Genomic DNA, 24,351 nt, shown 5'->3' on the forward strand with positions numbered 1-24,351 from the left:
ACGTCTCCCGCATCGCGCCCTGCTCCGGCCGCACTGTTCATCGCTCCCCATGCTCGACAATCTGACTCAACGGATGGCGCGCGTCGTCAAGACGCTGCGCGGCGAAGCCCGGCTCACCGAGGCGAACACCCAGGAAATGCTGCGCGAAGTCCGCCTGGCACTTCTCGAGGCCGACGTGGCGCTGCCCGTCGTGCGCGAGTTCATCGCCAAGGTGAAGGAAAAGGCGCTCGGCGAGGAAGTCATCAGCAGCCTGTCGCCGGGTCAGGCGCTGGTCGGCGTGGTGCAGCGCGAGCTGACCGCGGTGATCGGCGGCGACTATGAAGGCAAAGCGGTCGAACTGAATCTCGCCGTCACGCCGCCGGCCGTCATCCTGATGGCGGGTCTGCAGGGCGCCGGTAAAACGACCACGGTCGGCAAGCTCGCCAAGCTCCTGCGCGAAAAGTACAAGAAAAAGGTCCTGACTGTCTCGTGCGACGTTTACCGTCCGGCTGCTATCGCGCAGTTGAAGATGGTGACGGAACAGGTCGGTGCGGATTTCTTCCCGTCGGAATCGGATCAGAAGCCGGTAGATATCGCGCGCGCAGCGGTGGATTGGGCCAAGCGCCACTACCACGACGTGCTGCTGGTCGACACGGCCGGCCGTCTGGGTATCGACGAGGCGATGATGCAGGAAATCGCCGCACTGCACAGCGAGCTGAAACCGGCGGAAACGCTGTTCGTGGTCGACGCGATGCTCGGCCAGGACGCGGTCAACACCGCGAAGGCATTTAGCGACGCCTTGCCGCTCACCGGCGTGGTCCTCACCAAGCTCGACGGCGACTCACGCGGCGGAGCGGCACTCTCCGTGCGTCACGTGACAGGCAAGCCGATCAAGTTCGTCGGCGTCGCCGAAAAGCTCGACGGCCTCGAGATCTTCTATCCGGATCGGATGGCGAACCGGATTCTCGGCATGGGCGACATTCTCGCCCTCGTCGAAGAAGCGCAACGCGGCGTGGACGTTCAAGCCGCGCAGAAGCTCGCCGACAAGGTCAAGAAAGGCGGCGACTTCGACCTCAACGATTTCCGCGCACAGCTGACCCAGATGAAGGGCATGGGCGGCCTGTCGTCGCTGATGGACAAACTGCCGGCCCAGTTCCAGCAAGCCGCCGCCGGTGCCGACATGGGCCAGGCCGAAAAGCAGATGCGCCGCATGGAAGGCATCATCAATTCAATGACGCCGCTGGAGCGCGCGAAGCCCGACCTGATCAAGGCCACTCGCAAGCGCCGCATCGCCGCCGGCGCGGGCGTGCAGGTGCAGGAAGTCAACCGCATGCTGAATCAGTACGACCAGATGCGCACGATGATGAAAAAGCTGAAGGGCGGCAATCTGCAAAAGATGATGCGCGGCATGAAGGGCATGATGCCCGGCATGCGCTAAGCTTTAGCAAGGCGGCGGCGCGCGTGCTTTCGTACATGAACCACGGCATGCGCGGCTGACTCCGGATTTGTGCGGGTTTATTCTGTACCGCCCGCCGTCGTTCTCACCCACACTATGTATACAGTTACCGCCCGTCAGACGTCATGAACCGCGAAGAAGCTCTCCATATTTTTAGCCACTCCGAAGAAATCGTTTCGGCCGACGACGTCAATGCGTCGATCAGCGGCATGGCTACCGCCATCCGTAACGAGATGAGCGAGGACTTCCCGCTCGTGCTGTCGGTAATGGGTGGCGCGGCGGTGTTCACCGGCATGCTGCTGCCGCACCTCGATTTTCCGCTCGAATTCGACTACATCCATCTGACCCGCTATCGCAACACCACCAAGGGCGGCAACGAGATGCAGTGGCGCGTGGCGCCGGCTGAGTCGGTGAAGGATCGTGTCGTGCTGGTACTCGACGACATCCTCGACGAAGGCGAGACAATGGCCGCGATCCGCGACCGCATTCTGGCCATGGGCGCGAAGCGCTTCCTGAGCGCGGTGTTGTGCGAGAAGATCATTCCGAAGGCGAAGCCGCTGCGCCCGGATTACTGCGGTTTCGAAGTGCCGGACCGTTATGTGTTCGGCTGCGGGATGGATGCCAAAGGCTACTGGCGCAACCTCCCGACTATCCGGGCGCTGACCGAAGGCGCGTAAACAGCGTGCGTCGCAGGCGCCACGTTTGATGACGCTGTTCAATGTAAAAAAGCGACCCACGGGTCGCTTTTTTGTTTGCTGGAAACAATGCAGGGCGCGGCTCTACCCGCTCTGCACTATCTCGGCCGACTCAAAGCTGATGCACAAACGACCGGATACCGCCGAGCATCATCTCCACTGAGATCGCCACCAGCACCAGTCCCATCAAACGCTCAAAAGCCATCATTGCGCGCTCGCCGAGCCACGCCTGAATCCGTTCCGCCAGCATCAGCACGACTGCACAGACGAGCATCGTGACAGTCAGCGCGCCGATCCACTCGAACATCTTGCCCGGCGCCTGCGACGTCAGCAGCATCACCGTTGCAAGCGCCGAAGGACCCGCCAGCGCCGGAATGGCGAGCGGCACGATGAGCGGCTCACCACCGCGCGTGTCGCCGCCGAACGGACCATCTGGATGCGGAAACACCATCCTGAGCGCGATCAGAAACAGCACGATTCCACCGCCGATGCGCAACGACTGGTCCGTCAGACTCATCATGCGCAGGAAGCGGTCGCCGACCACCATGAACAGCAGCAGGATCGCGAAAGCGATCGCCACCTCACGGAGGATGACGATCGTGCGCCGCTTCGGCGCCACCCCACGCAAGCAGCTAATGAAGAGCGGAATGTTGCCGAGCGGGTCGGTGATCAGAATCAGCAAGACTGTCGCGGACAGAAAGGTGTATTCCACCTCGACTCCGCCTAGCGCGCCAACGCGGCGCGAACCTTGCCGATCACCGTTTGGGCGGCGTCTTCGACCGGCAGCAGCGTCGCTTCAGCATCGCGGCGGCCTTGATACTCGAGCTTGCCGTCCTTGAGACCACGGTCGCCAATCACCAGACGATGCGGCACGCCAATCAGCTCCCAGTCGGCGAACATCACGCCCGGGCGTTCGCCGCGATCGTCGAGGATCACGTCGACACCCGCTTCGAGCAACTCTGCGTACAGCTTGTCGGCCTGCTCGCGCACGGCTTCGCTACGGTCGTAACCCATCGGGCACAGCACGACTTCGAACGGCGCGATCGATTCCGGCCAGATGATGCCCTTGTCGTCGAAATTCTGTTCGATCGCCGCGCCCAGAATACGCGTGACGCCGATGCCGTAGCAGCCCATTTCCATCGGCTGCGGCTTGCCGGTCTCGTCGAGGCAGGTCGCGTTCATCGCTTCCGAATACTTCTTGCCGAGCTGGAACACGTGGCCGACTTCGATACCGCGGCAGATCTCGATCACGCCTTTGCCGTCCGGCGACGGGTCGCCCTTCTTCACATTGCGGATATCTGCGACAACCGGCTCCGGCAGATCGCGGCCCCAGTTCACACCGGTGGTGTGGAAATCCACTTCGTTCGTGCCCACCACGAAGTCGCTCATGTTCGCGACCGTGCGATCCGCGACGACCTTGATCGGCTTCTTCGTGTTGAGCGGGCCGAGGTAACCCGGCGGCGTACCGAAGGTCTCAATGATCTCGGCCTCGGTCGCCATGCGGAAATCCGCCAGACCGGGCAGCTTGCTTGCCTTGATCTCGTTGAGTTCGTGATCGCCGCGCAGCATCAGCAACCAGATGGTCGGCTCGGCGCCTTCGTTTTCCGTGGCGAGGATGATCGACTTGATCGTGCGCTCGAGCGGGATGTTCAGCAGCTCAGCCACGGCCTCGCATTTTGCTTTGCCCGGCGTTGCGGTCTTCTTCATTTCCTCGGTCGGCGCCGCGCGTTCCGCGTACAGCGGCAACGCTTCAGCCGCTTCAACGTTCGCTGCGAAATCCGAGGTCGGGCAATAGGCGATCGCGTCTTCACCGGTGTCGGCGATCACGTGGAATTCATGTGAACCGCTGCCGCCGATCGAACCGTTGTCCGCCGCCACTGCGCGGAAATCCAGACCAAGGCGCGTGAAGATCCGCACGTACGCGTCGTACATCTTGCGATACGACTCGCGCAGGCCTTCCGCGTCCTTGTCGAATGAGTACGCGTCTTTCATGATGAACTCGCGGCCGCGCATCACGCCAAAACGCGGACGGATCTCGTCACGGAACTTCGTCTGGATCTGATAGAAGCTCACCGGCAACTGGCGATAGCTCTTGATCTGGCCGCGCGCGATATCCGTGACCACTTCTTCGTGGGTCGGTCCGATCACGAAATCGGATTGCTTGCGATCCTTGAAGCGCAGCAGCTCGGGGCCGTATTTTTCCCAACGGCCCGATTCCTGCCACAGCTCGGCCGGCTGCACCGCCGGCATCAACAGTTCGATCGCGCCTGCCCGGTTCATTTCTTCGCGCACGATGGCTTCCACCTTGCGGATCGAACGCAGGCCGACCGGCAGGTAGTTGTAAATGCCGCCGGCGACGCGGCGGATCATGCCCGCACGCACCATGAGCTTGTGGCTGACGATCTCGGCGTCGGCGGGCGCTTCTTTCAGCGTGCCGATAAAGAAACGGGAAGCTTTCATTCAGATTTTCCAAAAGCGGCGGCTCCGGAGGGACCGCCCGAAAGGTGAAAACGGTGGGGAAATCTTTACAGACCCGGCCTAAGGCCGGCTCGGACTCGCCGAATGCCCGGCCAAAGCCCGGCTCAGTTGCGGCAAACGGTCTGCGCATACCAGGCAAAACCCCGGCAAAACCGGCCCGACCGCAGCATTGAAGCTGCCGCGCAAAGCCTTTGCAGCAGGGGATAAGGCACGGAAAGACAGACAGGCTACCGCAAACGCAGGCCTTTTGCGGCGAATCGTTCCAATCTGGTGCGAATCGGTGCGTCGGGTCCGTTATCTGTTTATAATCAAAGCAATTTTAAAGGATTCGAAGGTGGTTGTATGCTGGATCGTGAAGGCTTTCGCCCGAACGTCGGCATCATCCTCTTGAACGCGCACAACGAGGTGTTTTGGGGCAAACGGCTCCGTGAACATTCCTGGCAGTTTCCGCAAGGGGGCATCAAGTACGGAGAGACCCCCGTGCAAGCGATGTATCGGGAGTTACACGAAGAAACCGGGCTGCTTCCTGAGCACGTCAAGGTGATCGGTCGCACGCGCGACTGGTTGCGCTATGAGGTGCCTGACAAGTTCATCAAGCGCGAAGTACGCGGTCATTACCGCGGCCAGAAGCAAATCTGGTTTTTGCTTCGGATGGTTGGACGCGATTGCGACATATGCTTGCGCGCCACCGACCACCCGGAGTTCGATGCGTGGCGCTGGAACGAGTACTGGGTGCCACTCGACTGTGTGATCGAGTTCAAGCGGGATGTGTATCAGTTGGCGCTGACGGAGCTATCCCGTTTCATGCGCCGGGCTGCGCCGCGTGCGGAAAAACCTGGCGGACACCATGGGCCTCGCTATCCCCGGATAGCGCCGTCAATGGAAAGTCCGCCGGATTCGACGATGATGACGGTCACCACCTCGGTGACCACCCTCAGCATCGAAACGTCGATTCACACGACGATCGCGTCTGATTGCGGTCCGGGTTCCGGGTCGGTAGCCGAACTGGGCTCCGCGTCGGAACACGAAGACGAATCGGATCGCGAAACGGCCGCCGGCTCGCTGTTCCGCCCCGGCGTACGCAATTAACAACTCTGTGCGGCCGTCCACGCCGCCTCCGCGGGTGTGGCTCATCAACGAGCCGCACCCGTCTTTCGAGGAAATCATATTGAAAGCACTTGCTCTCGTCGTGGCGTGCGTCGCCACCGGCGCCCTGCTGGCTGGTTGCGCCAGCAAACCCACGAATAAAGACGACAGCGCGTTTGCCTACCTGCTGGACCGGCCGAGCAACTGGGTTGAAAACAAGGTGGACACCTTACCGCCGCTACCGCAAGACTCCAATCTGCTGCCTTTCGAAGTTTCCGGTAACACGCCGCTGCACTTCGCGGTCGACAAAAATTCGCTTAGCGTCGGCACCGACGGCGTGGTGCGCTACACCGTCGTCGTCACCAGCCCGAGCGGCGCGCGCAACGTGAACTACGAAGGGATTCGCTGCGACACCTATGAATGGCGGCAATATGCAGGGCTGAACGCCGATCACGACGGCTGGGATGAAACCGTCGCCAACGACTTCAGGCGCATCGAGAATGGGGCGCTGAATGCCTATCAGGCAACGCTGTATCAGGATTACTTCTGCGCGAACAAGATGCCCACGGGCACCGCAAAGCAGATTGTCGAGAACATCCGCTACAAACGCACGCAGACCTCGCTGATTCATTAAAACCGTTTTCGCGCATGGTTTCCAATTTCTCCGGAAGCCGCCGCTGACGTAAAAAAGCCGTTCCAGCTCACGCTGGAACGGCTTTTTTGTCTGTCGTTCGGTCGGGGTCTTGCCGGGGCTCAGACCAGCACAAGATTGTCGCGGTGGATAACCTCGGGCTCCAGCATATAGCCGAGCACCGATTCAATCTCACCACTCGGACGCCGCTGGATCAGCTTGGTTTCCGTACTGCTGTAGTTGGTCAGGCCACGCGCGACTTCACGTCCGGCCGCGCTCAAACAAGCTATCACCTCGCCACGCGCAAACGCGCCCTGCACGCCGACGATGCCGATCGGCAGCAAGCTCTTGCCGCCTTCGATCAGCTTTTCGACCGCACCGTCGTCGATCACTACGTGGCCGCGCACTTGCAAGTGATCGGCCATCCATTGCTTGCGCGCTGCCATGCGTGCGGTGCGCGCGATCAACTGCGTGCCAATCGCCTCGCCCGAAGCCAGCCGTGACAACACGTCAGCTTCGCGACCGCTCGCGATCACCGTATTGGCGCCGCTGTGCGCCGCGCGTTTGGCGGCAAGAATCTTGGTCAGCATGCCGCCGCGACCCAGGCTCGAACCCGCGCCGCCCGCCATTGCTTCGAGCTCCGGCGCACCGGCATCGGCTTGCTGAACGAGCGTGGCGCGCGGATCCTTGCGTGGGTCGGCGGTAAAAAGCCCTTGCTGATCGGTGAGGATGACGAGCGCATCGCCTTCGATCAGATTCGCGACCAACGCACCTAAGGTGTCGTTGTCGCCGAACTTGATTTCGTCGGTAACGACGGTGTCGTTCTCGTTGATGATCGGCACAACGCCCAGACGCAGCAACGTCAGTAACGTGGACCGGGCGTTCAGATAGCGTTCGCGGTCGGCCAGATCAGCGTGGGTCAGCAGAATTTGCGCGGTCTGGATCGAATGCTCGGCAAAGCGGCTTTCGTAGACTTGCGCGAGGCCCATTTGACCGACCGCCGCAGCCGCCTGCAATTCGTCGATTTCGCGTGGCCGCTTGGTCCAGCCGAGCCGCTGCATGCCTTCGGCAATGGCGCCCGAACTGACCAGCACCACTTCCTTGCCTTGCGCACGCAGTGCGGCAATCTGAGCGGCCCAGCGGCCGATTGCAGCATGATCGAGGCCGCGCCCGTCATTGGTGACGAGGCTCGAGCCGACTTTCACTACCAATCGCCGTGAATCTGCGATGACTGAACGCATTGTGCGCGGTCTCCCGGGATGACGCGTGATGCATGTGCCGGCCGCCCTTGCAGGCGCCGGCGCTCAGACTTGCTCAGGTTTTGTTACGACTGCGGATCGACGCCGGAGTCATCCGGAGCGGCGGCCGGCGTTTCTGGCTTCTCGCGGAAACGCACGTCGGCGGCAAGATCTTCTGCTTCGGCCGCGCGCTGCGCGTCTGAATGCGCGGCGATGTGGTCATATATCGCGTAGCAAAGACTTTCGCAGCCCTGGCCGGTCAGCGCCGAGATTTCGAACACGGGCCCATCCCAACCGAAGCCTTCGAGGAACGCCGACACGCGCGCTTCACGCTCGTCTTCCGGCACCATGTCGAGCTTGTTCAGCACGAGCCAGCGGGGTTTCTCATACAGCAGCTCGTCGTACTTGCGCAGTTCGTTGACGATCGCCTTGGCTTCCGCAACCGGATCGACCGACTCGTCAAACGGTGCAAGGTCGACGATATGCAGCAGCAGGCCCGTACGCTGCAGGTGGCGCAGGAACTGGTGGCCGAGACCGGCACCTTCCGCCGCGCCTTCGATCAGGCCGGGAATGTCGGCAATCACGAAGCTGCGGCTCGGCCCGACACGCACCACGCCGAGATTCGGCGCGAGCGTGGTGAACGGGTAATCCGCGATCTTCGGCCGCGCGTTCGACACCGACGCGATGAAGGTCGACTTGCCGGCGTTCGGCATGCCGAGCAGACCGACGTCGGCCAGCACCTTCAGCTCGAGGCGCACCATGCGGCGCTCGCCGGGCTTGCCGTCGGTTTTCTGGCGCGGCGCGCGGTTCGTACTGGATTTGAAATGCAGGTTACCGAGACCGCCCGCGCCACCTTGCGCGATCTGCACGCTCTGGTTGTGCTCGGTCAGGTCGGCGATCAGCTCGCCGGTTTCCATATCGGTGATGGTCGTGCCGACCGGCATGCGCAGCGTGATATCGTCGCCGCCCTTGCCGTAGCAGTCCGCGCCACGGCCGTTTTCGCCGTTGCGCGCCAAATGTTTTTTCGCGTAGCGGTAGTCGATCAGCGTGTTGATGTTGCGATCTGCGACCGCGATCACGCTGCCGCCCCGGCCGCCGTCGCCGCCATCCGGGCCGCCGAACGGAACGAATTTCTCGCGGCGCATCGACGCGCTGCCATCCCCTCCGTCGCCGGCGATGACTTCAATCCTCGCTTCGTCAATGAACTTCATGCGTAACTCCGTCCCGTGGTGTGCTGCTAGATGGTGCTGCTGGGTTGATGCTTTCAGATGATGCTATTTTGCCGCGCCCGCCGTGCGGTGGGCAATCGGCCGATCGGCTAACCGCGCCGACAGGGCCAAGCAATCCGCTAATTCTTCGGACAAAAAGCGCTGCAATAAAAAAAGCCCCGCGAACTTCGCGGGGCCCTTTTCCGGTCCTGAAGCCCGTGCCTGAGTAAACTCAGACTGCTGCCGGGACGACGTTGACCATGTGCTTCTTCGCTGCGCCCTTCGTCGAGAAATTGACGTGGCCGTCCGTCAGCGCGAACAAGGTGTGATCCTTGCCGATACCGACGTTTTCGCCCGGGTGCATGCGCGTGCCACGTTGGCGAACGATGATGCCGCCAGCGTTGATGGCCTGACCGCCGTAAACCTTGACGCCGAGACGCTTCGATTCAGAGTCGCGGCCGTTGCGGGATGATCCGCCTGCCTTTTTGTGTGCCATTTGATTTGCTCCTTAACCGTTGCGCTTACGCGTTGATCGCGTCGATGCGCAGTTCGGTATAGTTCTGGCGGTGGCCGCCATGCTTCTGGTAGTGCTTCCGGCGACGCATCTTGAAGATGGTCACTTTTGCGTGACGACCTTGCGACACGACGGTAGCCTTGACGGAAGCCCCACTGACCAGCGGCGTACCGAACTTAATCGATTCGCCTTCGCCCACTGCGAGAACCTGGTCGAGCGTGATTTCAGCGTCAATGTCTGCCGGTATCTGTTCTACTTTAAGTTTTTCGCCGACGGCAACTTTATACTGCTTGCCACCGGTTTTTATGACCGCGTACATTGAGAACCTCACTCTGTGTTCATTTTTCCCACGCACCGCGCGCGGAAACCCGTGATTATACATAGAGTTAGCTGCTCGGTCAAAACTCATTGAGAGCCACCGCGCGCAACGCCCGGCGCCGTGCCGGGCAGCCCCGGCAGCGGCCCATCCGCGGTCTGCGTCGTGCCGAGCCGCAGCGTGCGACCCGGAACTGCCGCGATTCGCCTTATAATTCGCGGCACTACCCAATTCAGCCATCATGTCGTCGACTGCCACCCCCTCCTCCAACGCCGCCAGCCTGCTCGCTCCGATTGCCGAAGACATGCAGCAGGTCAATCGCGTCATACGGCACCGTCTGGCGTCCGACGTGATGCTGATCAATCAGATCTCCGAGTACATCATCAGTGCCGGGGGCAAACGGCTGCGGCCCGCCCTGCTACTTCTGGTGGCGGGCGCATTGGGCGAGACCACCGGGCATCGGCACGAACTGGCCGCAGTGGTCGAATTCATCCACACGGCAACGCTGCTGCACGACGACGTGGTCGACGAATCCGATCTCCGGCGCGGCCGCCAGACCGCCAATGCGCTGTTCGGCAACGCCGCGAGCGTGCTGGTTGGTGACTTCCTGTACTCGCGCTCGTTCCAGATGATGGTCGGCGTGGGCAAGATGCGGGTGATGGAAATCCTGTCGGAGGCGACCAACATCATTTCCGAAGGGGAAGTGCTGCAACTGCTGAACATGCATGACGCCGACGTCGACGAAGCGCGCTACATGCAGGTGATCCGCTACAAGACTGCCAAGCTGTTCGAAGCCGCCGCCCAGCTTGGCGCGGTGCTGGCCGGTTCGGACGCAAAAACTGAAGCCGCGGCGGCAGAATTCGGCCGCCGCATCGGCACGGCGTTCCAGATCATGGACGACTGGCTCGATTACACGGGCACGGCCGAGTCAATGGGCAAGAACGCCGGCGACGATCTGCGCGAAGGCAAACCAACACTCCCACTGATTTATCTGATCGAACGCGGCACACCTGAACAGTCGGCACTCGCGCGCGAAGCCATCGAGCAAGGCGGCACGGCCCGTTTCGACACCATTTTTGAAGCAATCACACGTTCCGGCGCGCTCGACCACACGCTGGAGTGCGCGAAGCAGGAAGCGCTTGCCGCAGCTGCAGCAATTTCTTCGTTTCCCGATTCCATTTTCAAAGATAGCCTGCTAGAATTATGTTCTTACTCGACGGCAAGACAGTCTTGAACGAGACTGAAACACCGTAAGAGTCCAGCAGTACAGATCGGGGTGTAGCTTAGCCTGGTAGAGCGCTACGTTCGGGACGTAGAGGCCGGAGGTTCGAATCCTCTCACCCCGACCAGATTTGCCTTGTTAGTTCAAGGCCCGAAAAACCGCCCAGCTTGCTTGGCGGTTTTTTGTTTTTGAGTCGCAATTTCTAGCGACCGATCGATGCCTTCCGTTTGTGGCCGATAGGCTCCTGTGCATTGCCGCCCCCTCCGCCCGGTCGGTTCGCCCGGCCCCCTCTGCTATATTCTCTCCATCCCTTCCCTACCCTTCACAACGCGTGGAACAACTTCCCTTATGGGCGCAGATCGGCGCCGTCTTTCTGCTGCTTATCTGCTCCAGCTTCTTTTCGATTTCCGAAACGGCGATGATGGCGATCAACCGCCATCGCCTGAAACACCTTGCCAACAAGAATGCGCTCGGCGCGAAAACCACTCAGGGTCTGCTGGCGCACACGGACCAGCTGTTGAGCGTGGTCCTGATCGGCAACAATCTGTTCAACACCATCATCCCGGTGCTCACCACCTCGATCGCGCTGCATACGTTCGGCCGTAACAACGTGGTGCTGTCGATCGCGACCGGCATCGTCGCGTTTCTGATTATCGTGTTCGCGGAAATCACGCCGAAAATCGTCGGCGCTACGTTCCCCGAGAAGATCGCGCTGCCGGCCAGCCTGCTGATCGCACCGATGATGCGCATCGGCAAACCGCTCGTCTGGTTCGTCAATCTGTTCGCGAACACGATCTTGCGCGTCCTGCATATCAACACCAAAGGCGCGCACGACCAACGGCTTTCCACCGAAGAACTGCGCACCATCGTGCTCGAATCGGGCAGCTTCATGCCGACCAAGCACCGCAGCATTCTGTTGAACCTGTTCGATCTCGAGAACATCTCCGTCGACGACGTGATGATCCCGCGCCGCCGTATCGAGGCGCTCGACTTCGACGCACCGTTCGAACAGATCCTGCACCAGCTGGAAACCTGTTACCACAACAAGCTGATCGTTTATCAGGGCGACATCGACCGTGTGCTTGGCGTGCTGCACGTGAGAAAAACACTGGCCGCCTTGCACAACCAGGAACTGGAGCGCGAGACGCTGCGCGAGTTGCTGGCCGAACCGTATTTCGTGCCGTCCGGTACACCGGTATTCCAGCAACTGCAGTACTTCCAGGAGAGCCGTCACCGCACGGCGCTGGTCGTGAACGAATACGGCGAGTTGCAGGGGCTGGTCACGCCGGAAGACATCATCGAAGAACTGATCGGTGAATTCACGACCTCGATTCCGCGTAGCGCCAATTCGCGCGGCGGCTGGAACGAGAACGGCGAATGTATCGTTGCCGGCAGCATGCCCCTGCGCGAACTGAACCGCTGGCTGCATCTCACGCTGCCAACCGACGGACCAAAAACGCTCAACGGACTGATTCTCGAAATACTCGAAGACATTCCCGATGGCGACGTGTGCGTTCAGATCGGCGAGGTGAAACTCGAGGTAATGCGCAGCGACGACCAGGCGATTCGCACCGTCAAGCTGTTCAAACCACCTGTTCGCGCGAGTGCGAAAGCCATCAAGACTGTGCGCGGCTAAGTACAGCACACCGCAGCATTGCACATGGACGCGGTGCGCACCATTAGCCGATTGGCTGAATGGTGGCGCCCGCGGCCTTACCGGATGATGGGGTCGTCGTGTTCTACAGGCGGCTCGTCACCGGTCTCTCATGCAAGATTCTTTTCAACACTCGGCATCGTTGCGGCCTATTGCCGTCGATAGCGAAGGTTCACTCAAACCCAAGGCCAACGGCTTTACGGCCAACGCCGCTGTCGGCACGAGGCTTGAGCCCGGCCCCACCGATTCCGACAGCGCGCCTGCGGTACGCCTGCTAACCGATACGTTGCAGGAGGCAACCCGTCGCAATGCATCGGACCTGCACATCGAACCGGCCGAGCGTGGCTGGCGCATGCGTTTGCGCATCGACGGCGTGCTGCACGAAATCCCCCAGCCCCCTGCGCATCTGCGCGACGCATTCATCACGCGGGTAAAAGTACTGGCGCGCATGGACATCGCCGAGCGGCGCGTACCGCAGGACGGCCGGCTGCGTATTGCCACCTCGCCAGGGCGCGTCGAAGACTACCGCGTCAACTCGCTGCCTACCTTGTTCGGAGAAAAGCTGGTGCTGCGCAGACTCGACGCGTTGCCCACGGATCTTTCGCTCGACTCATTGGGCCTCGATCCACAGCAACGTGCAGCAGTCGATGCGGCGATTCGCGCGCCGCACGGCCTCGTGCTCGTCACCGGGCCCACCGGCAGCGGCAAGACGCTGTCGTTGTACTGCTTCCTGCATATGCTCAACGACGAGGCACGCAATCTGTGCTCGGTAGAAGATCCGGCGGAAATTCAATTGGCAGGGATCAACCAGGTGAGTGTGCGCGAAAAGGCCGGCCTCACATTCGCGCTGGCGCTGCGCGCGTTCCTCCGTCAGGATCCCGATGTGATCATGGTTGGCGAAATCCGCGACGACGAAACCGCCGACGTCGCCGTAAAGGCGGCGCAGACCGGCCACCTCGTCCTGTCCACCTTGCATACGAACGACGCGCCGGCTGCCGTCGCGCGTCTGATCGACATCGGCGTCGAGCCTTACAACCTGGCCGCCGCACTAAAGATGGTGACGGCCCAGCGGCTGGTGCGGCGGCTGTGCGTGGCGTGCCGCGCACCCGCGCCGCAATCGGCGGCGGCGCTGCGAGCAGCGGGCTTCGCCGACGATCACCTCGACGGCTGGCAACCATTCGGCGCCGCCGGATGCGCCGCTTGCCACGGTATCGGCTACCGCGGCCGCGTCGGGGTTCACCAAGTGATGCCTGTCTCGGATGCGATGCGCGAGCTGATCGTGGCACGCGCGGGCACCCTGGAGTTGGCTCGGCTCGCACAAGCTGAGCACGTCGCTACCTTGCGCGACGCGGCCTTGGCGCGTGTGCGCGACGGCACGACGAGCCTTTCTGAAGCGCTGGCCGCCACCGAGGTCGCATGAGCACAGCCGCGCCTACTCAGCCAGCCGCCGATTTGCGCTTCAGATGGCGCGGTGTCGACGTCAACGGCATGCAACAAAGTGGCGCGCTCGTGGCGCCAGATGCCAGCGCCGCGCGAGCGATGCTCAAGCGCGACAATCTGTTCATCGTCGAACTGGCGGCCCGCGGGCCGGCACCACGCCCCAAAACTCGCGCCAACGACGTGACGATATTCACCCGTCAGCTTGCCAGCCTGTTGCGCGCCGGTTTGCCCCTCGCCCCCTCGCTGGAACTGTTGGCGCAAGCGCAAGGTTCGCCCCGGCAAGGCATGCCCCGAATCGTCGGTGCGCTGGCGCGCGATATCACCAGCGGCCTGCGGTTCTCAGCGGCATTGCAGCGGCATCCGGCGCAGTTCAATGCGTTGTACTGCCAGCTCGTCGAGGTCGGCGAAGCGGCCGGCGCATTGGCAACGATCCTTGCCCGGCTCGCCGACGACCGCGAACGCGCCGCCGCGCAGCGGGCCAAGGTGCGCGCGGCGCTGACCTATCCGGTGGCCATCCTGTTACTCGCCATAGCGATTACCGCGGCGCTGCTGATCTGGGTTGTCCCCACCTTCAAGCAGATCTTCGATGGCTTCGGGGCGAAGCTGCCCGCACCAACACAGTTCGTGCTGGCTTTGTCCGCAGGTGCTGCGCGTTGGAGCATTCCTCTGGTCGCTGTGACATTCGCAGCAGGTTCGGCTGTGACATTTCTGTTAAGACGTTCCGAAGCGGCGCGCATCCGGTTCGCACGCACATCGCTGACAATCCCGATCGCCGGTCCATTGCTTCGCACCTTGTGCGCGGCGCGCTGGAGTCGCGCGCTGGGCACTTTGCTCTCAGCCGGCACACCCCTCGCGGACGCGTTCGATTCACTCACTCACGCCACCGGCAACGCTTTCTTCGACCGTGCTACGGTGGAGATTGCCGCGCGGTTGCGGCGCGGCGAGCGGCTTGCCGCGGCAATGCGCGCAGCACACTGCTTTCCACCTGAGGTTGTGCAACCGGTCGCGGTTGCCGAGGAGTCCGGAGCGCTCGACACCATGCTGATCGATGTGGCGTCGCTCGCCGATCGTCAGGTAGACGAAAAGATCGGCACGCTTTCGGGTCTGTGCGAGCCCCTTGTCATCATCGTGCTGGGTACGCTGGTCGGTGGCCTCGTGATCGCGATGTATCTTCCCATTATTCAACTCGGCAACGTGGTGTAGCATCGCAGCCGAATCCCACCCTTTTTATATGCAGGCCACCATTCCGCTCGTGTCAGATACCTCTTCCAGCCTGTTTTCGGGTCTGCTGTCCGGCCACTTCGCAACGGGTCTCGAACTCGCGTTCGGTAGCTTGCCCGAAGGCCTGCAAATTGCATTCGCAATCGTATTCGGCCTTGTGATCGGCAGCTTCCTGAACGTGGTGGTGCATCGCGTGCCGATCATGCTGGAGCGCGCGTGGCGCGAAGAGGTCAGCGAGGCCACCGAACAACCGCTTGAAAACGACGGCCTGCCCGCCCGCTACAACCTGTGGGTGCCACGCAGCGCATGCCCGCACTGCGGCCACGTGCTCAGCGCATGGGAAAACCTGCCGGTGCTGAGCTACCTGCTGTTACGCGGACGCTGCTCCGCGTGCAAAACTCGCATCAGCCTGCGCTACCCGCTGCTCGAAATCGCCACCGCAGCCTGCGCGGCAGGGGCGCTCGCACTGTATGGGCCGACCGGCACGGCACTCGCCGCCTTCGGACTATGCGCCGCGCTGCTGGCAATGAGCGCGATCGACATCGACACGCATCTGCTGCCGGACTCGATGACGCTGCCGCTCCTGTGGGCCGGCCTGATCGTGAATTTCAACGGCATGTTCGCGAGCCTGCACGATGCCGTGCTGGGCGCGATCTTCGGCTATCTGGTGCTGTGGGCCGTGCATTGGCTGTTCCGGCTCGTGCGCGGCATTGAAGGGATGGGTTATGGTGACTTCAAACTGCTGGCTGCGCTCGGCGCATGGCTTGGCTGGGCGGCGCTTCCGCAGATCATCCTGATCGCGGCGGTAACCGGTGCAGTGGTCGGCCTCGCGGCGACATGGCGCGGTCGCATGCGCTTTGAAGAGCCGCTGCCGTTCGGGCCATTTCTCGCAGCGGGCGGTGCTGTTACGCTATTTCTCGGCACACCGTTTTATCTGGCCTTGGGAGGCTGAAGCATGTTTGTTGTGGGACTGACCGGCGGCATCGGCAGTGGTAAGTCCACTGTGGCCGACCTGTTCGCTGCGCACGGCGTACCGCTTGTCGACACCGACCTGATCGCGCACCGCATTACGGCGCCGCATGGCATCGCAATGCCCCAGATCGCCGCGGAGTTCGGCGATTCGTTCGTTGCCGCGGATGGCTCGCTCGACCGCGCCCGCATGCGCACGCTGGTGTTCAGCGACGAAGGTGCGCGCAAACGCCTCGAAGGCATCACGCATCCGTTGATTCGTGCAGAGACCGAACGCGAACAGCGTGAGGCGCAAGGGCCGTACGTGATCGTGGTCGTACCTCTGCTGGTGGAGTCGGGCAACTGGAAAACGCGCGTGAACCGCGTGCTGACGGTCGATTGCAGCGTCGAGACGCAAATCGCGCGCGTGATGAGCCGCAACGGGTTCAGCCGCGAACAGGTTCTGGCGATCATCGCCCGCCAGGCAACGCGCGAAGCGCGCCTCGCCGCAGCCGACGACATCATCGACAACGACAACGCACCGCTGGATGCGCTCAAGGCGCAAGTCGACGCACAGCATCGCGTCTATCTGGCACTGGCGGCGGCATAAGCGTGCGCAGGCCGTGGTATGCCGAGCACACAGTTTTGTTGAACTTTGCCGCGGCACGCGAGCCGAAGCACTCCGAAAACCACTCGAAACACGCGAAAAAAATTGCGAAAGCGCGCTGAAAAAGTGCGTGATTGCTAGGGTAGTCTCACGGCATTAGAATGTTCTGCATTCCTGTCACCGACCACGCCCGAGGCGAGCCCGCTTGATCCTTTACGAGTATCCCTTCAACGAGCGAATCCGGACGCTATTGCGCCTCGAAGATCTGTTCGAGCGCTTCACCTTCTTTCTGACTCAGGAAGACGCCCGGGAACACCACGTCGCACTGACAACGTTGTTCGAAATCTCAGAGGTGGCGGGTCGCGCGGATCTGAAGTCCGATCTGATGAAGGAACTTGAGCGCCAGCGGCAAACCTTGGCGCCGTTCCGGGGCAATCCGGGTATCGAGCAGAACGCGCTGGAGGCAGTGCTGGGAGAGATCGAGCAGACTTTGTCGGGGCTTTCACAGATGCAAGGCAAAACCGGCCAGCATCTGGCAGACAACGAATGGCTCGCCAGCATCCGCAGCCGCGCGATCATTCCGGGTGGTACCTGCAAGTTCGATTTGCCTTCGTACTACGCGTGGCAGCAGATTCATCCCGATCAGCGCCGGCAGGACATCGCCAAATGGGTCACGCCGTTGTTGCCCTTGCGCGATGCGGCAACCATCGTTCTGCGTCTCGCGCGCGAATCCGGTCAGGCGTCCAAGGTCATGGCTATGCAGGGCAGCTATCAGCAGATGCTGTCGGGCCGTTCATACCAGCTGATGCAGGTACGGGTGGCACCTGAATTGCGGGTGATTCCTGAGGCCAGCGCTAACAAGTACATGCTTTGGGTACGCTTCACGGTGCAGGACGGCGATTTGCGTCCGCGCGCGGTAGATGTCGACGTGCCCTTCCAGCTTACGCTGTGCAGCCTGTAAGATCCGCCCTTTAGAACCGAACCGTGGGGCCACGCCTTTAAAGCGGCGAAAAATGCCCCTATATTCGTTACTTGTTCCGTTTCCGATCGCCTGCCTGACCGTATGCCTACCGTCGTCAAATGCCCCACTTGCGGAAAGGACGTCCGCTGGACCCCTGAAAACCGCTTCCGTCCGTTCTGCTCCGATCGCTGCAAGCAGATCGATCTCGGCGCCTGGGCCGCTGAGAAGTACAAGATAGGCGGCACGGATGAAGAAGCGCCGTCAGATGAATCACCGGGTGGGGACTACAACCCGCATTAAACAGCGCAGGCATGCAGCAGTGCTGCAGTCTTCCGGGCGGCGCCGCTCACGCGGCGCCGCCCGTCACTACGCACCATCTTCCTGGTTCTTCTCAGCCGCGAGCCATTCCAGTACGGGGATCGCCGCCGGCAACAACGGTGAAACCGTCGCCGGGAGTGTCTGCCAGACAAATGCCTGGCCTTCGCGGCCGTGCGGCTCGCCGGTCCACTCTGTCACTTTGCAAAAAAACAGTCGCACATAGGCGTGCGGGTAGTCGTGCTCGAGCGTGCGCCAAAGATGACTCGCCTTGACGTCGATCCCCAGCTCCTCGTGCAACTCACGGGCTAGCGCGGCCTCGACCGATTCGCCCGCCTCCAGCTTGCCACCCGGAAACTCCCAGTAGCCTTCATACGGCTTGCCGGCCGGCCGCTGCGCCAGCAGATAGTGTCCATCGGACTGAACCAGCACGCCCACGGCCACCTCGGTCACCGTGCGGCCAGCCGCGTTCTTCTGCGCGTCGCTCATGCCGAGGTCTTCCGGCCAGACCAGTCGCGCGCGAATTGCCACGCGACGCGCCCCGAGCGGGACCCGCGCTCCAGCGCCCAAACCAGCGCATCGCCGCGCGCCGCCTCGACTTCCGCGTCGTCGCAGCCAAAATGGCGCAGCCAGTGGCCGATGATCGACAGATAGTCGTCCTGCTTGAACGGATAGAAGCTAACCCACAACCCGAAGCGCTCGGACAACGATATCTTTTCTTCGACCAGTTCGCCTGGATGAATCTCGCCGTCGGACGTGTGCTTGTACGTCTCGTTGTCGCTCATGTACTCGGGCAACAGATGGCGGCGGTTCGACGTTGCGTAGATCAGCACGTTGTCCGACTGTGCGGCGATCGAGCCGTCGAGCGCGACCTTCAGCGCCTTGTAGCCCGACTCGCCGTCTTCGAACGACAGGTCGTCGCAGAACACCACGAAGCGCTCCGGTCGTTGCGCGATCAGATCGACGATGTCGCCCAGATCGTGCAAATCGTCTTTATCCACTTCGATCAGGCGCAGCCCGTCATTCGCATAGGCGTTCAGGCAGGCCTTGATTAGCGACGACTTGCCCGTGCCGCGCGCGCCCGTCAGCAGCACGTTGTTAGCCGGCTGCTTGTGCACGAACTGACGCGTGTTCTGCTCAATCAACCCCTTCTGGCGATCGATGTTTTGCAGATCGTCGAGCGTAATCGACGAGATGGCCGGAACCGGCTGCAAATATCCGCGCCCCTGGCGTTTGCGCCAGCGAAAGGCGACCGCCGCCGACCAGTCGATCTCGGGTTGGGCAGGCGGAAGCATCGCTTCAAGGCGAACGAGCACGGCTTCGGCCCGGGTCAGAAACTGTTCGAGTTTGTCCATGGCTGAGAGATAAGCGGCCAAAGCGCCGCGTAATGAACCTGGTTACGAACGATAGTCGGCGTTGATGCTCACGTAGTCGTGCGACAGATCGCAAGTCCAGATCGTGGCTTGCGCATTGCCGCGGCCGAGTACGACGCGAATGCCGATCTCGCTCTTCTTCATGACGCGCTGGCCATCTTCCTCGCGGTAGGCCGGATTGCGGCCGCCGGCAGTGGCGACCAGCACGTCGTCCAGATACAGATCGATCTTGCCGACGTCGAGATCGTCCACGCCGGCATAGCCGATGGCCGCGAGAATGCGGCCGAGATTCGGATCCGATGCATAGAAAGCCGTCTTCACGAGCGGTGAGTGCCCAATCGCATAAGCGATCTGGCGGCATTCGCCGACGCTCGAGCCGCCTTCCACATGCACGGTCATGAATTTGGTCGCGCCTTCGCCGTCGCGCACGATCAGTTGCGCGAGGGTCTGGGCGACTTCGGTCACCGCGTCGCGCAGCGCTGCATAAGCGGGCGAATCGGTGGACGTGATCGCCGGCAGGCTCGATTTGCCCGAAGCGATCAGGATGAAAGAATCGTTGGTCGATGTATCTCCGTCGATCGTAATGCAGTTGAACGAGCGGTCCGCCACGTGCTTGACCAGTGCATCGAGCACCGGCTGCGCGACAGCAGCGTCGAACGCGAGGAAACCGAGCATGGTCGCCATGTTCGGCTTGATCATGCCGGCGCCCTTGCTGATGCCGGTGAGCGTGACCGTGTGCCCCTCGACCGTAACCTGGCGCGAGACGGCTTTCGGCAGCGTGTCCGTGGTCATGATCGCCTGGGCGGCGTCGTACCAGTTGGCTTCCTTGCGGTTTGCCAGCGCAGCGGGCAGTCCCGCCTTCAGACGATCGACCGGCAACGGTTCCAGAATCACGCCCGTCGAAAACGGCAAAACCTGCTCCGGCGTGATGTCCGCGAGACGCGCGAGTTCGGCGCAGGTTTCGCGTGCAGCGACGAGGCCAGGCTCGCCCGTGCCCGCGTTCGCGTTGCCGGTGTTGATCACCAGCGCGCGAATCGGCTTGCCGCCCTGCCGTACGCGCTCCAGATTCTCGCGGCACACGGTGACGGGCGCGGCACAAAAGCGATTCTGCGTGAACACGCCGCCTACTGTCGCGCCAACGCCCACGGAGATGACCAGCACGTCCTTGCGGTTCGGTTTGCGGATATTCGCCTCCGCCCAGCCGAGCGTGACGCCGGCGACAGGGTGAAGTTGAGCGGGATCGATCGAAGGGAAATTGACAGCCATGGTCGCGACCTGTCGAAGAAAATGCCGGCAGGCGCCGGCATCGATGGAAACGGAAACTGATGGCTCGAGCGCGTTGCCGAACCACCGCGAAATCACCAGCAAAGCACTGGGTAAAACGAAGCGGCGCGCTTAAAGCGCGCCGCTTTCGCCATTATGCGATCCTACCGTGACACTGCTTGTACTTCTTGCCGCTACCGCACGGGCACGGGTCGTTGCGGCCCACCTTCGGCACGCTATCCGCGCTCACGTCCGACGCGACGGCGTGAGACGAGCCGTGGCTCATCGCGTCGCCGATCATCGCGGCGGTAGCCGCCTCCGCGGCGGCAGGCGCTGCCGCTGCTGCCTCGGCGAATTCGGCGTGACGGAATTCGACGTTTTCGAGGTGGCTACCCTGCTCTTCGTACTGCTCGGCGGCCTGTTCCAGCTGTTCCGGCGACTGGATCTGCACGTTCATCACCACCCGGGTAACTTCGAGCTTCACGGCGTCGAGCATCGCGGCGAACAGTTCGAACGCCTCCCGCTTGTATTCCTGCTTCGGATTCTTCTGCGCATAACCGCGCAGATGGATGCCCTGGCGCAGGTGATCGAGCGCAGCCAGATGCTCACGCCAGCTACGATCCAGCGTTTGCAGCATGATCGAACGTTCGAACGCGCTGAATGATTCGCGGCCGACCTGTTCGACCTTCGATTCATACGATTCGTCCGCAGCGGCTTCGACCGCTTCGAGAATCTCGTCCGCGCTGATCGAGTTCGACTCGTTGATCATTTCCTGGATCGCGAGGTCGAGCTGCCATTCGTTGCGCAGCACTTCTTCCAGCTCGGGCACTTCCCACTGCTCCTCGATGCTGCCGGCCGGCACGAATTGGTGAACGATATCGGCGATCACGCCATGACGCATGGCGCCAATGGTTTCGGTGATGTCGTTCGCTTCGAGCAATTCATTGCGCTGCTGATAGATCACCTTCCGCTGATCGTTCGACACATCGTCGTATTCAAGCAATTGCTTGCGAACGTCGAAGTTTCGCGCTTCAACCTTGCGCTGCGCCGATTCGATCGAACGCGACACGATGCCCGCCTCGATCGCCTCGCCTTCCGGCATCTTCAGGCGGTCCATGATCGCGCGCACGCGATCGCCCGCGAAAATACGCAGCAGCGGATCTTCCAGCGACAGATAGAAGCGCGACGAGCCCGGGTCACCCTGACGGCCGGCACGGCCGCGCAACTGGTTGTCGATCCGGCGCGATTCGTGACGTTCAGTGCCGATGATGTGCAGGCCGCCCGCGGCCTTCACCTGGTCGTGCAGCGCCTGCCATTCGTCGTGCAGCTTCTGGATACGCGTCTGCTTTTCAGCATCGGAAAGTGTTTCATCCAGCTCGATGAACGACGCCTGCTTTTCGGCGTTGCCGCCGAGCACGATGTCGGTGCCGCGACCGGCCATGTTGGTGGCGATCGTGACACGCTTCGGACGGCCCGCTTCGGCGACAATCTCTGCTTCACGCGCGTGCTGCTTGGCGTTCAGCACTTCGTGCGGCAAGCCGGCCTGCTTCAGCAGATGCGACAGCAGTTCCGAGTTCTCGATCGACGTCGTACCGACGAGCACCGGCTGACCGCGTTCGTGACAATCGCGGATGTCGCGGATCACCGCGTCATAGCGCTCCTTGGCGGTCTTGTAGATCTGATCCTGCTTGTCGATCCGCTTCGGCGGACGGTTGGTCGGGATCACGACCGTTTCGAGACCGTAAATCTCGTTGAATTCGTACGCTTCGGTATCGGCCGTACCGGTCATGCCGGACAGCTTCGCGTACATACGGAAGTAGTTCTGGAACGTGATCGACGCGAGTGTCTGGTTCTCGCTCTGGATCTTGACGTGCTCCTTCGCCTCAACCGCCTGGTGCAAGCCGTCCGACCAGCGGCGGCCCGACATCAAGCGGCCAGTGAATTCGTCGACGATCACGACTTCGCCGTTCTGCACGACGTAATGCTGATCCTTGAAGAACAGCGTGTGCGCGCGCAGTGCGGCGTACACGTGGTGCATCAGCGTGATGTTCTGCGGCGCGTACAGGCTTTCGCCCTCGCCGATCAGGCCCCATTCGGCGAGCAGACGCTCGGCCTTTTCGTGGCCCGACTCCGTCAGAAAGACCTGACGACCTTTTTCGTCCAGCGTGTAATCGCCCGGCTTTTCGACGCCGGTGCCGTCCGCCTTCTCTTCGCCGATCTGGCGTTCGAGCAGCGGCGGCAGCGCATTCATGCGCACGTAGAGTTCGGTGTGATCTTCGGCCTGGCCGGAGATGATGAGCGGCGTGCGGGCTTCGTCGATCAGGATCGAGTCGACCTCGTCGACCACCGCGAAATTCAGGGCTCGCTGCACGCGCGCGTCGGTCTCATAGACCATGTTGTCGCGCAGGTAGTCGAAGCCGAATTCGTTGTTGGTACCGTACGTGATGTCAGCGGCGTACGCTTCCTGCTTCGCGCCGTGATCCATCTGCGACAAATTGATGCCGACCGACAGGCCCAGGAAGTTGTACAGACGCGCCATCCATTCGGCGTCGCGCTGGGCCAGGTAGTCGTTCACCGTGACGACGTGCACGCCGCGGCCGGACAGCGCGTTCAGGTACACCGGCAGCGTGGCCACGAGCGTCTTGCCTTCACCGGTGCGCATTTCGCCGATCTTGCCGTAATGCAGGACCATGCCGCCGATCAGCTGCACGTCGAAGTGGCGCATCTTGAGCACCCGCTTGCTCGCCTCGCGGCACACCGCGAAGGCTTCCGGCAGGAGCTTGTCGAGCGACTCGCCACTCGCGACACGCTGGCGGAATTCACCCGTTTTGGCGCGCAGTTGGTCGTCCGTCAATTGCTCGATCTGCGGCTCGAGCGCATTGATCGCCGTGACGGTCTTTTGATATTGCTTGACTAACCGCTGGTTGCGGCTGCCAAAAATCTTCTGTAGAAAACCGGTGGTCATCGGATCGGTGTCTGCGTCGCGGCTTCGGCTGGTTCGCGGCGTGCAGTTCATGCACGTGCGCTCCGGGGTCGGAAAGGCCTCGGCGGCTTAGTCCAAGAGTGAATTCGAATCGGGCATTTTAGCACGCGCCCCCGCCCGCGCCTGTGTCAGCGGCGCGACGACGGCAAGCCAGAAAAACCCGCCGCAGCGACCTCCGACAATACGCATTGAGGCAGATCCGCGTGCATCCCGCACGGTACAATCGCGGCGTGAGCGCACATCGGGTGCAAACACGCCGTCACTGTCAAACATGAGCCGTTTTCCGTCCTTTTCAAGGCCGCCGCCCCAGCAGTTCAAGGCGCGCCGCCCGCAGCCCGTCGCCGAAGTGCTGAAACGCACCGACGCATTTGCGGCCCTGCGCGCGGGCGTCGAGCAGATTGCGGCGCTGGAAAAGGATTTGCGCGAGCTGCTGCCGGATTATCTGGCAACCAGCGTAGAACCCAGCTTCATCAAGGAAGGCGTACTGGCCCTGTTTGCCGGGCACAACGCGCTGGCCGCCCGCCTGCGCCAGATCGAGCCGCGGTTGCTGTCGGATCTGCAGCAGCGCGGCTGGCCGGTCAATTCACTGCGGATTCGCGTGCGGCCACAGCCTTTGAAGGAGCCGCCGCCGGTCAAGCAGGCGCGCATGACGCCAGTCGGCGCCGACGCGCTGCACGCGCTTTCCGAATCGCTCGCACCCTCGCCGTTGCAGGAAGCTTTGGCAAAAATGGCAGCGCGGCATCGGCGAAATCGCTGAGCAAAA

At 62.0% G+C, this 24,351-nt stretch carries 23 protein-coding genes and 1 tRNA gene; 14 read left to right on the top strand and 10 right to left on the bottom strand.

The genetic code is table 11. The features are described 5' to 3' along the window. The first annotated feature begins 49 nt into the window (after positions 1-49). Both ffh and GH665_RS18695 read left to right on the top strand, forming a co-directional pair. Complete coding sequence (gene ffh, locus GH665_RS18690) at positions 50-1,417, top strand: signal recognition particle protein (RefSeq protein ID WP_153137401.1); 1,368 nt, start codon at positions 50-52, stop codon at positions 1,415-1,417. A gap of 143 nt (positions 1,418-1,560) precedes the next feature. Next, the gene (locus GH665_RS18695) at positions 1,561-2,112 is read left to right on the top strand and encodes a hypoxanthine-guanine phosphoribosyltransferase (RefSeq protein ID WP_120347512.1); all 552 of its coding nucleotides are present in this window, start codon (positions 1,561-1,563) and stop codon (positions 2,110-2,112) included. Positions 2,113-2,242: 130 nt separating this feature from the next. On the opposite strand, the gene GH665_RS18700 is transcribed toward GH665_RS18695, so the two are convergent. Further along, entirely contained in the window at positions 2,243-2,842 is a 600-nt protein-coding gene (locus tag GH665_RS18700; protein ID WP_153137403.1) for a MarC family protein, read from the bottom strand. Between the two features lie 11 nt (positions 2,843-2,853). After that, the gene (locus GH665_RS18705; RefSeq protein ID WP_153137405.1) at positions 2,854-4,590 is read right to left on the bottom strand and encodes a proline--tRNA ligase; all 1,737 of its coding nucleotides are present in this window, start codon (positions 4,588-4,590) and stop codon (positions 2,854-2,856) included. Between the two features lie 360 nt (positions 4,591-4,950). On the opposite strand from GH665_RS18705, the gene GH665_RS18715 reads away from it, so the two are divergent. Beyond that, a complete protein-coding gene (locus tag GH665_RS18715; protein ID WP_153137409.1) occupies positions 4,951-5,697 on the top strand; it encodes an RNA pyrophosphohydrolase in 747 nt (248 codons plus the stop codon). A 79-nt stretch (positions 5,698-5,776) separates the two neighbouring features. Continuing rightward, positions 5,777-6,328: a CNP1-like family protein gene (locus tag GH665_RS18720; protein ID WP_153137411.1), complete on the top strand. Its 552-nt coding sequence runs from the start codon at positions 5,777-5,779 to the stop codon at positions 6,326-6,328. 119 nt (positions 6,329-6,447) lie between these two features. Here the strand turns inward: GH665_RS18720 and proB are convergent, their stop codons facing one another. From proB to rplU, 4 genes are all read right to left on the bottom strand, one after another. After that, complete coding sequence (gene proB, locus GH665_RS18725) at positions 6,448-7,566, bottom strand: glutamate 5-kinase (RefSeq protein ID WP_028196472.1); 1,119 nt, start codon at positions 7,564-7,566, stop codon at positions 6,448-6,450. A gap of 83 nt (positions 7,567-7,649) precedes the next feature. Continuing rightward, on the bottom strand, positions 7,650-8,774 hold the full coding sequence (cgtA, locus tag GH665_RS18730; protein WP_153137413.1) for an Obg family GTPase CgtA: 1,125 nt from the start codon (positions 8,772-8,774) through the stop codon (positions 7,650-7,652). A gap of 229 nt (positions 8,775-9,003) precedes the next feature. Then, positions 9,004-9,267: a 50S ribosomal protein L27 gene (rpmA, locus tag GH665_RS18735; protein WP_007180330.1), complete on the bottom strand. Its 264-nt coding sequence runs from the start codon at positions 9,265-9,267 to the stop codon at positions 9,004-9,006. A gap of 25 nt (positions 9,268-9,292) precedes the next feature. Next, complete coding sequence (rplU, locus tag GH665_RS18740; protein WP_007180329.1) at positions 9,293-9,604, bottom strand: 50S ribosomal protein L21; 312 nt, start codon at positions 9,602-9,604, stop codon at positions 9,293-9,295. 238 nt (positions 9,605-9,842) lie between these two features. Between rplU and GH665_RS18745 the strand changes: the two genes are divergently transcribed. The 9 genes from GH665_RS18745 to yacG all read left to right on the top strand — a co-directional run bounded on the left by GH665_RS18745 (position 9,843) and on the right by yacG (position 17,954). Beyond that, positions 9,843-10,835: a polyprenyl synthetase family protein gene (locus GH665_RS18745; protein ID WP_028196474.1), complete on the top strand. Its 993-nt coding sequence runs from the start codon at positions 9,843-9,845 to the stop codon at positions 10,833-10,835. 38 nt (positions 10,836-10,873) lie between these two features. Then, a tRNA-Pro gene (locus GH665_RS18750) sits at positions 10,874-10,950 on the top strand. Positions 10,951-11,154: 204 nt separating this feature from the next. Then, a complete protein-coding gene (locus tag GH665_RS18755) occupies positions 11,155-12,459 on the top strand; it encodes an HlyC/CorC family transporter (RefSeq protein WP_153137415.1) in 1,305 nt (434 codons plus the stop codon). Positions 12,460-12,589: 130 nt separating this feature from the next. Then, positions 12,590-13,897: a GspE/PulE family protein gene (locus GH665_RS18760; protein ID WP_153137417.1), complete on the top strand. Its 1,308-nt coding sequence runs from the start codon at positions 12,590-12,592 to the stop codon at positions 13,895-13,897. After that, a complete protein-coding gene (locus tag GH665_RS18765; RefSeq protein WP_153137419.1) occupies positions 13,894-15,120 on the top strand; it encodes a type II secretion system F family protein in 1,227 nt (408 codons plus the stop codon). The genes GH665_RS18760 and GH665_RS18765 overlap by 4 nt, the downstream gene beginning before the upstream one ends. Before the next feature lie 28 nt (positions 15,121-15,148). Beyond that, positions 15,149-16,090: a prepilin peptidase gene (locus tag GH665_RS18770; protein WP_153137421.1), complete on the top strand. Its 942-nt coding sequence runs from the start codon at positions 15,149-15,151 to the stop codon at positions 16,088-16,090. A gap of 3 nt (positions 16,091-16,093) precedes the next feature. After that, complete coding sequence (coaE, locus tag GH665_RS18775; RefSeq protein WP_153137424.1) at positions 16,094-16,696, top strand: dephospho-CoA kinase; 603 nt, start codon at positions 16,094-16,096, stop codon at positions 16,694-16,696. A 202-nt stretch (positions 16,697-16,898) separates the two neighbouring features. Then, positions 16,899-17,654 (top strand): cell division protein ZapD, encoded by a 756-nt coding sequence (gene zapD, locus GH665_RS18780; protein ID WP_030100922.1) that lies wholly within the window; start codon positions 16,899-16,901, stop codon positions 17,652-17,654. Positions 17,655-17,756: 102 nt separating this feature from the next. Then, a complete protein-coding gene (yacG, locus tag GH665_RS18785; protein WP_153137426.1) occupies positions 17,757-17,954 on the top strand; it encodes a DNA gyrase inhibitor YacG in 198 nt (65 codons plus the stop codon). A gap of 66 nt (positions 17,955-18,020) precedes the next feature. Here the strand turns inward: yacG and GH665_RS18790 are convergent, their stop codons facing one another. The 4 genes from GH665_RS18790 to secA all read right to left on the bottom strand — a co-directional run bounded on the left by GH665_RS18790 (position 18,021) and on the right by secA (position 23,570). Continuing rightward, a complete protein-coding gene (locus GH665_RS18790; protein WP_153137428.1) occupies positions 18,021-18,458 on the bottom strand; it encodes an NUDIX domain-containing protein in 438 nt (145 codons plus the stop codon). Then, positions 18,455-19,324 carry an ATP-binding protein gene (locus GH665_RS18795; protein WP_153137430.1) on the bottom strand — a complete coding sequence of 290 codons (870 nt, stop codon included), beginning with the start codon at positions 19,322-19,324 and terminating at the stop codon, positions 18,455-18,457. The genes GH665_RS18790 and GH665_RS18795 overlap by 4 nt, the downstream gene beginning before the upstream one ends. A gap of 42 nt (positions 19,325-19,366) precedes the next feature. Continuing rightward, positions 19,367-20,608, bottom strand: coding sequence for a bifunctional glutamate N-acetyltransferase/amino-acid acetyltransferase ArgJ (gene argJ / locus GH665_RS18800; RefSeq protein ID WP_153137433.1), 1,242 nt, complete (start codon positions 20,606-20,608; stop codon positions 19,367-19,369). 151 nt (positions 20,609-20,759) lie between these two features. Continuing rightward, positions 20,760-23,570, bottom strand: coding sequence for a preprotein translocase subunit SecA (secA, locus tag GH665_RS18805; protein WP_153138587.1), 2,811 nt, complete (start codon positions 23,568-23,570; stop codon positions 20,760-20,762). A 289-nt stretch (positions 23,571-23,859) separates the two neighbouring features. Here secA and GH665_RS18810 point away from each other — a divergent pair, with 289 nt between their 5' ends. Further along, positions 23,860-24,345, top strand: a complete 486-nt coding sequence (locus GH665_RS18810) for a DciA family protein (RefSeq protein WP_153137435.1) — start codon at positions 23,860-23,862, stop codon at positions 24,343-24,345. Positions 24,346-24,351 lie beyond the last annotated feature (6 nt).

The organism is Paraburkholderia agricolaris (assembly GCF_009455635.1).
Taxonomy (GTDB): domain Bacteria; phylum Pseudomonadota; class Gammaproteobacteria; order Burkholderiales; family Burkholderiaceae; genus Paraburkholderia; species Paraburkholderia agricolaris.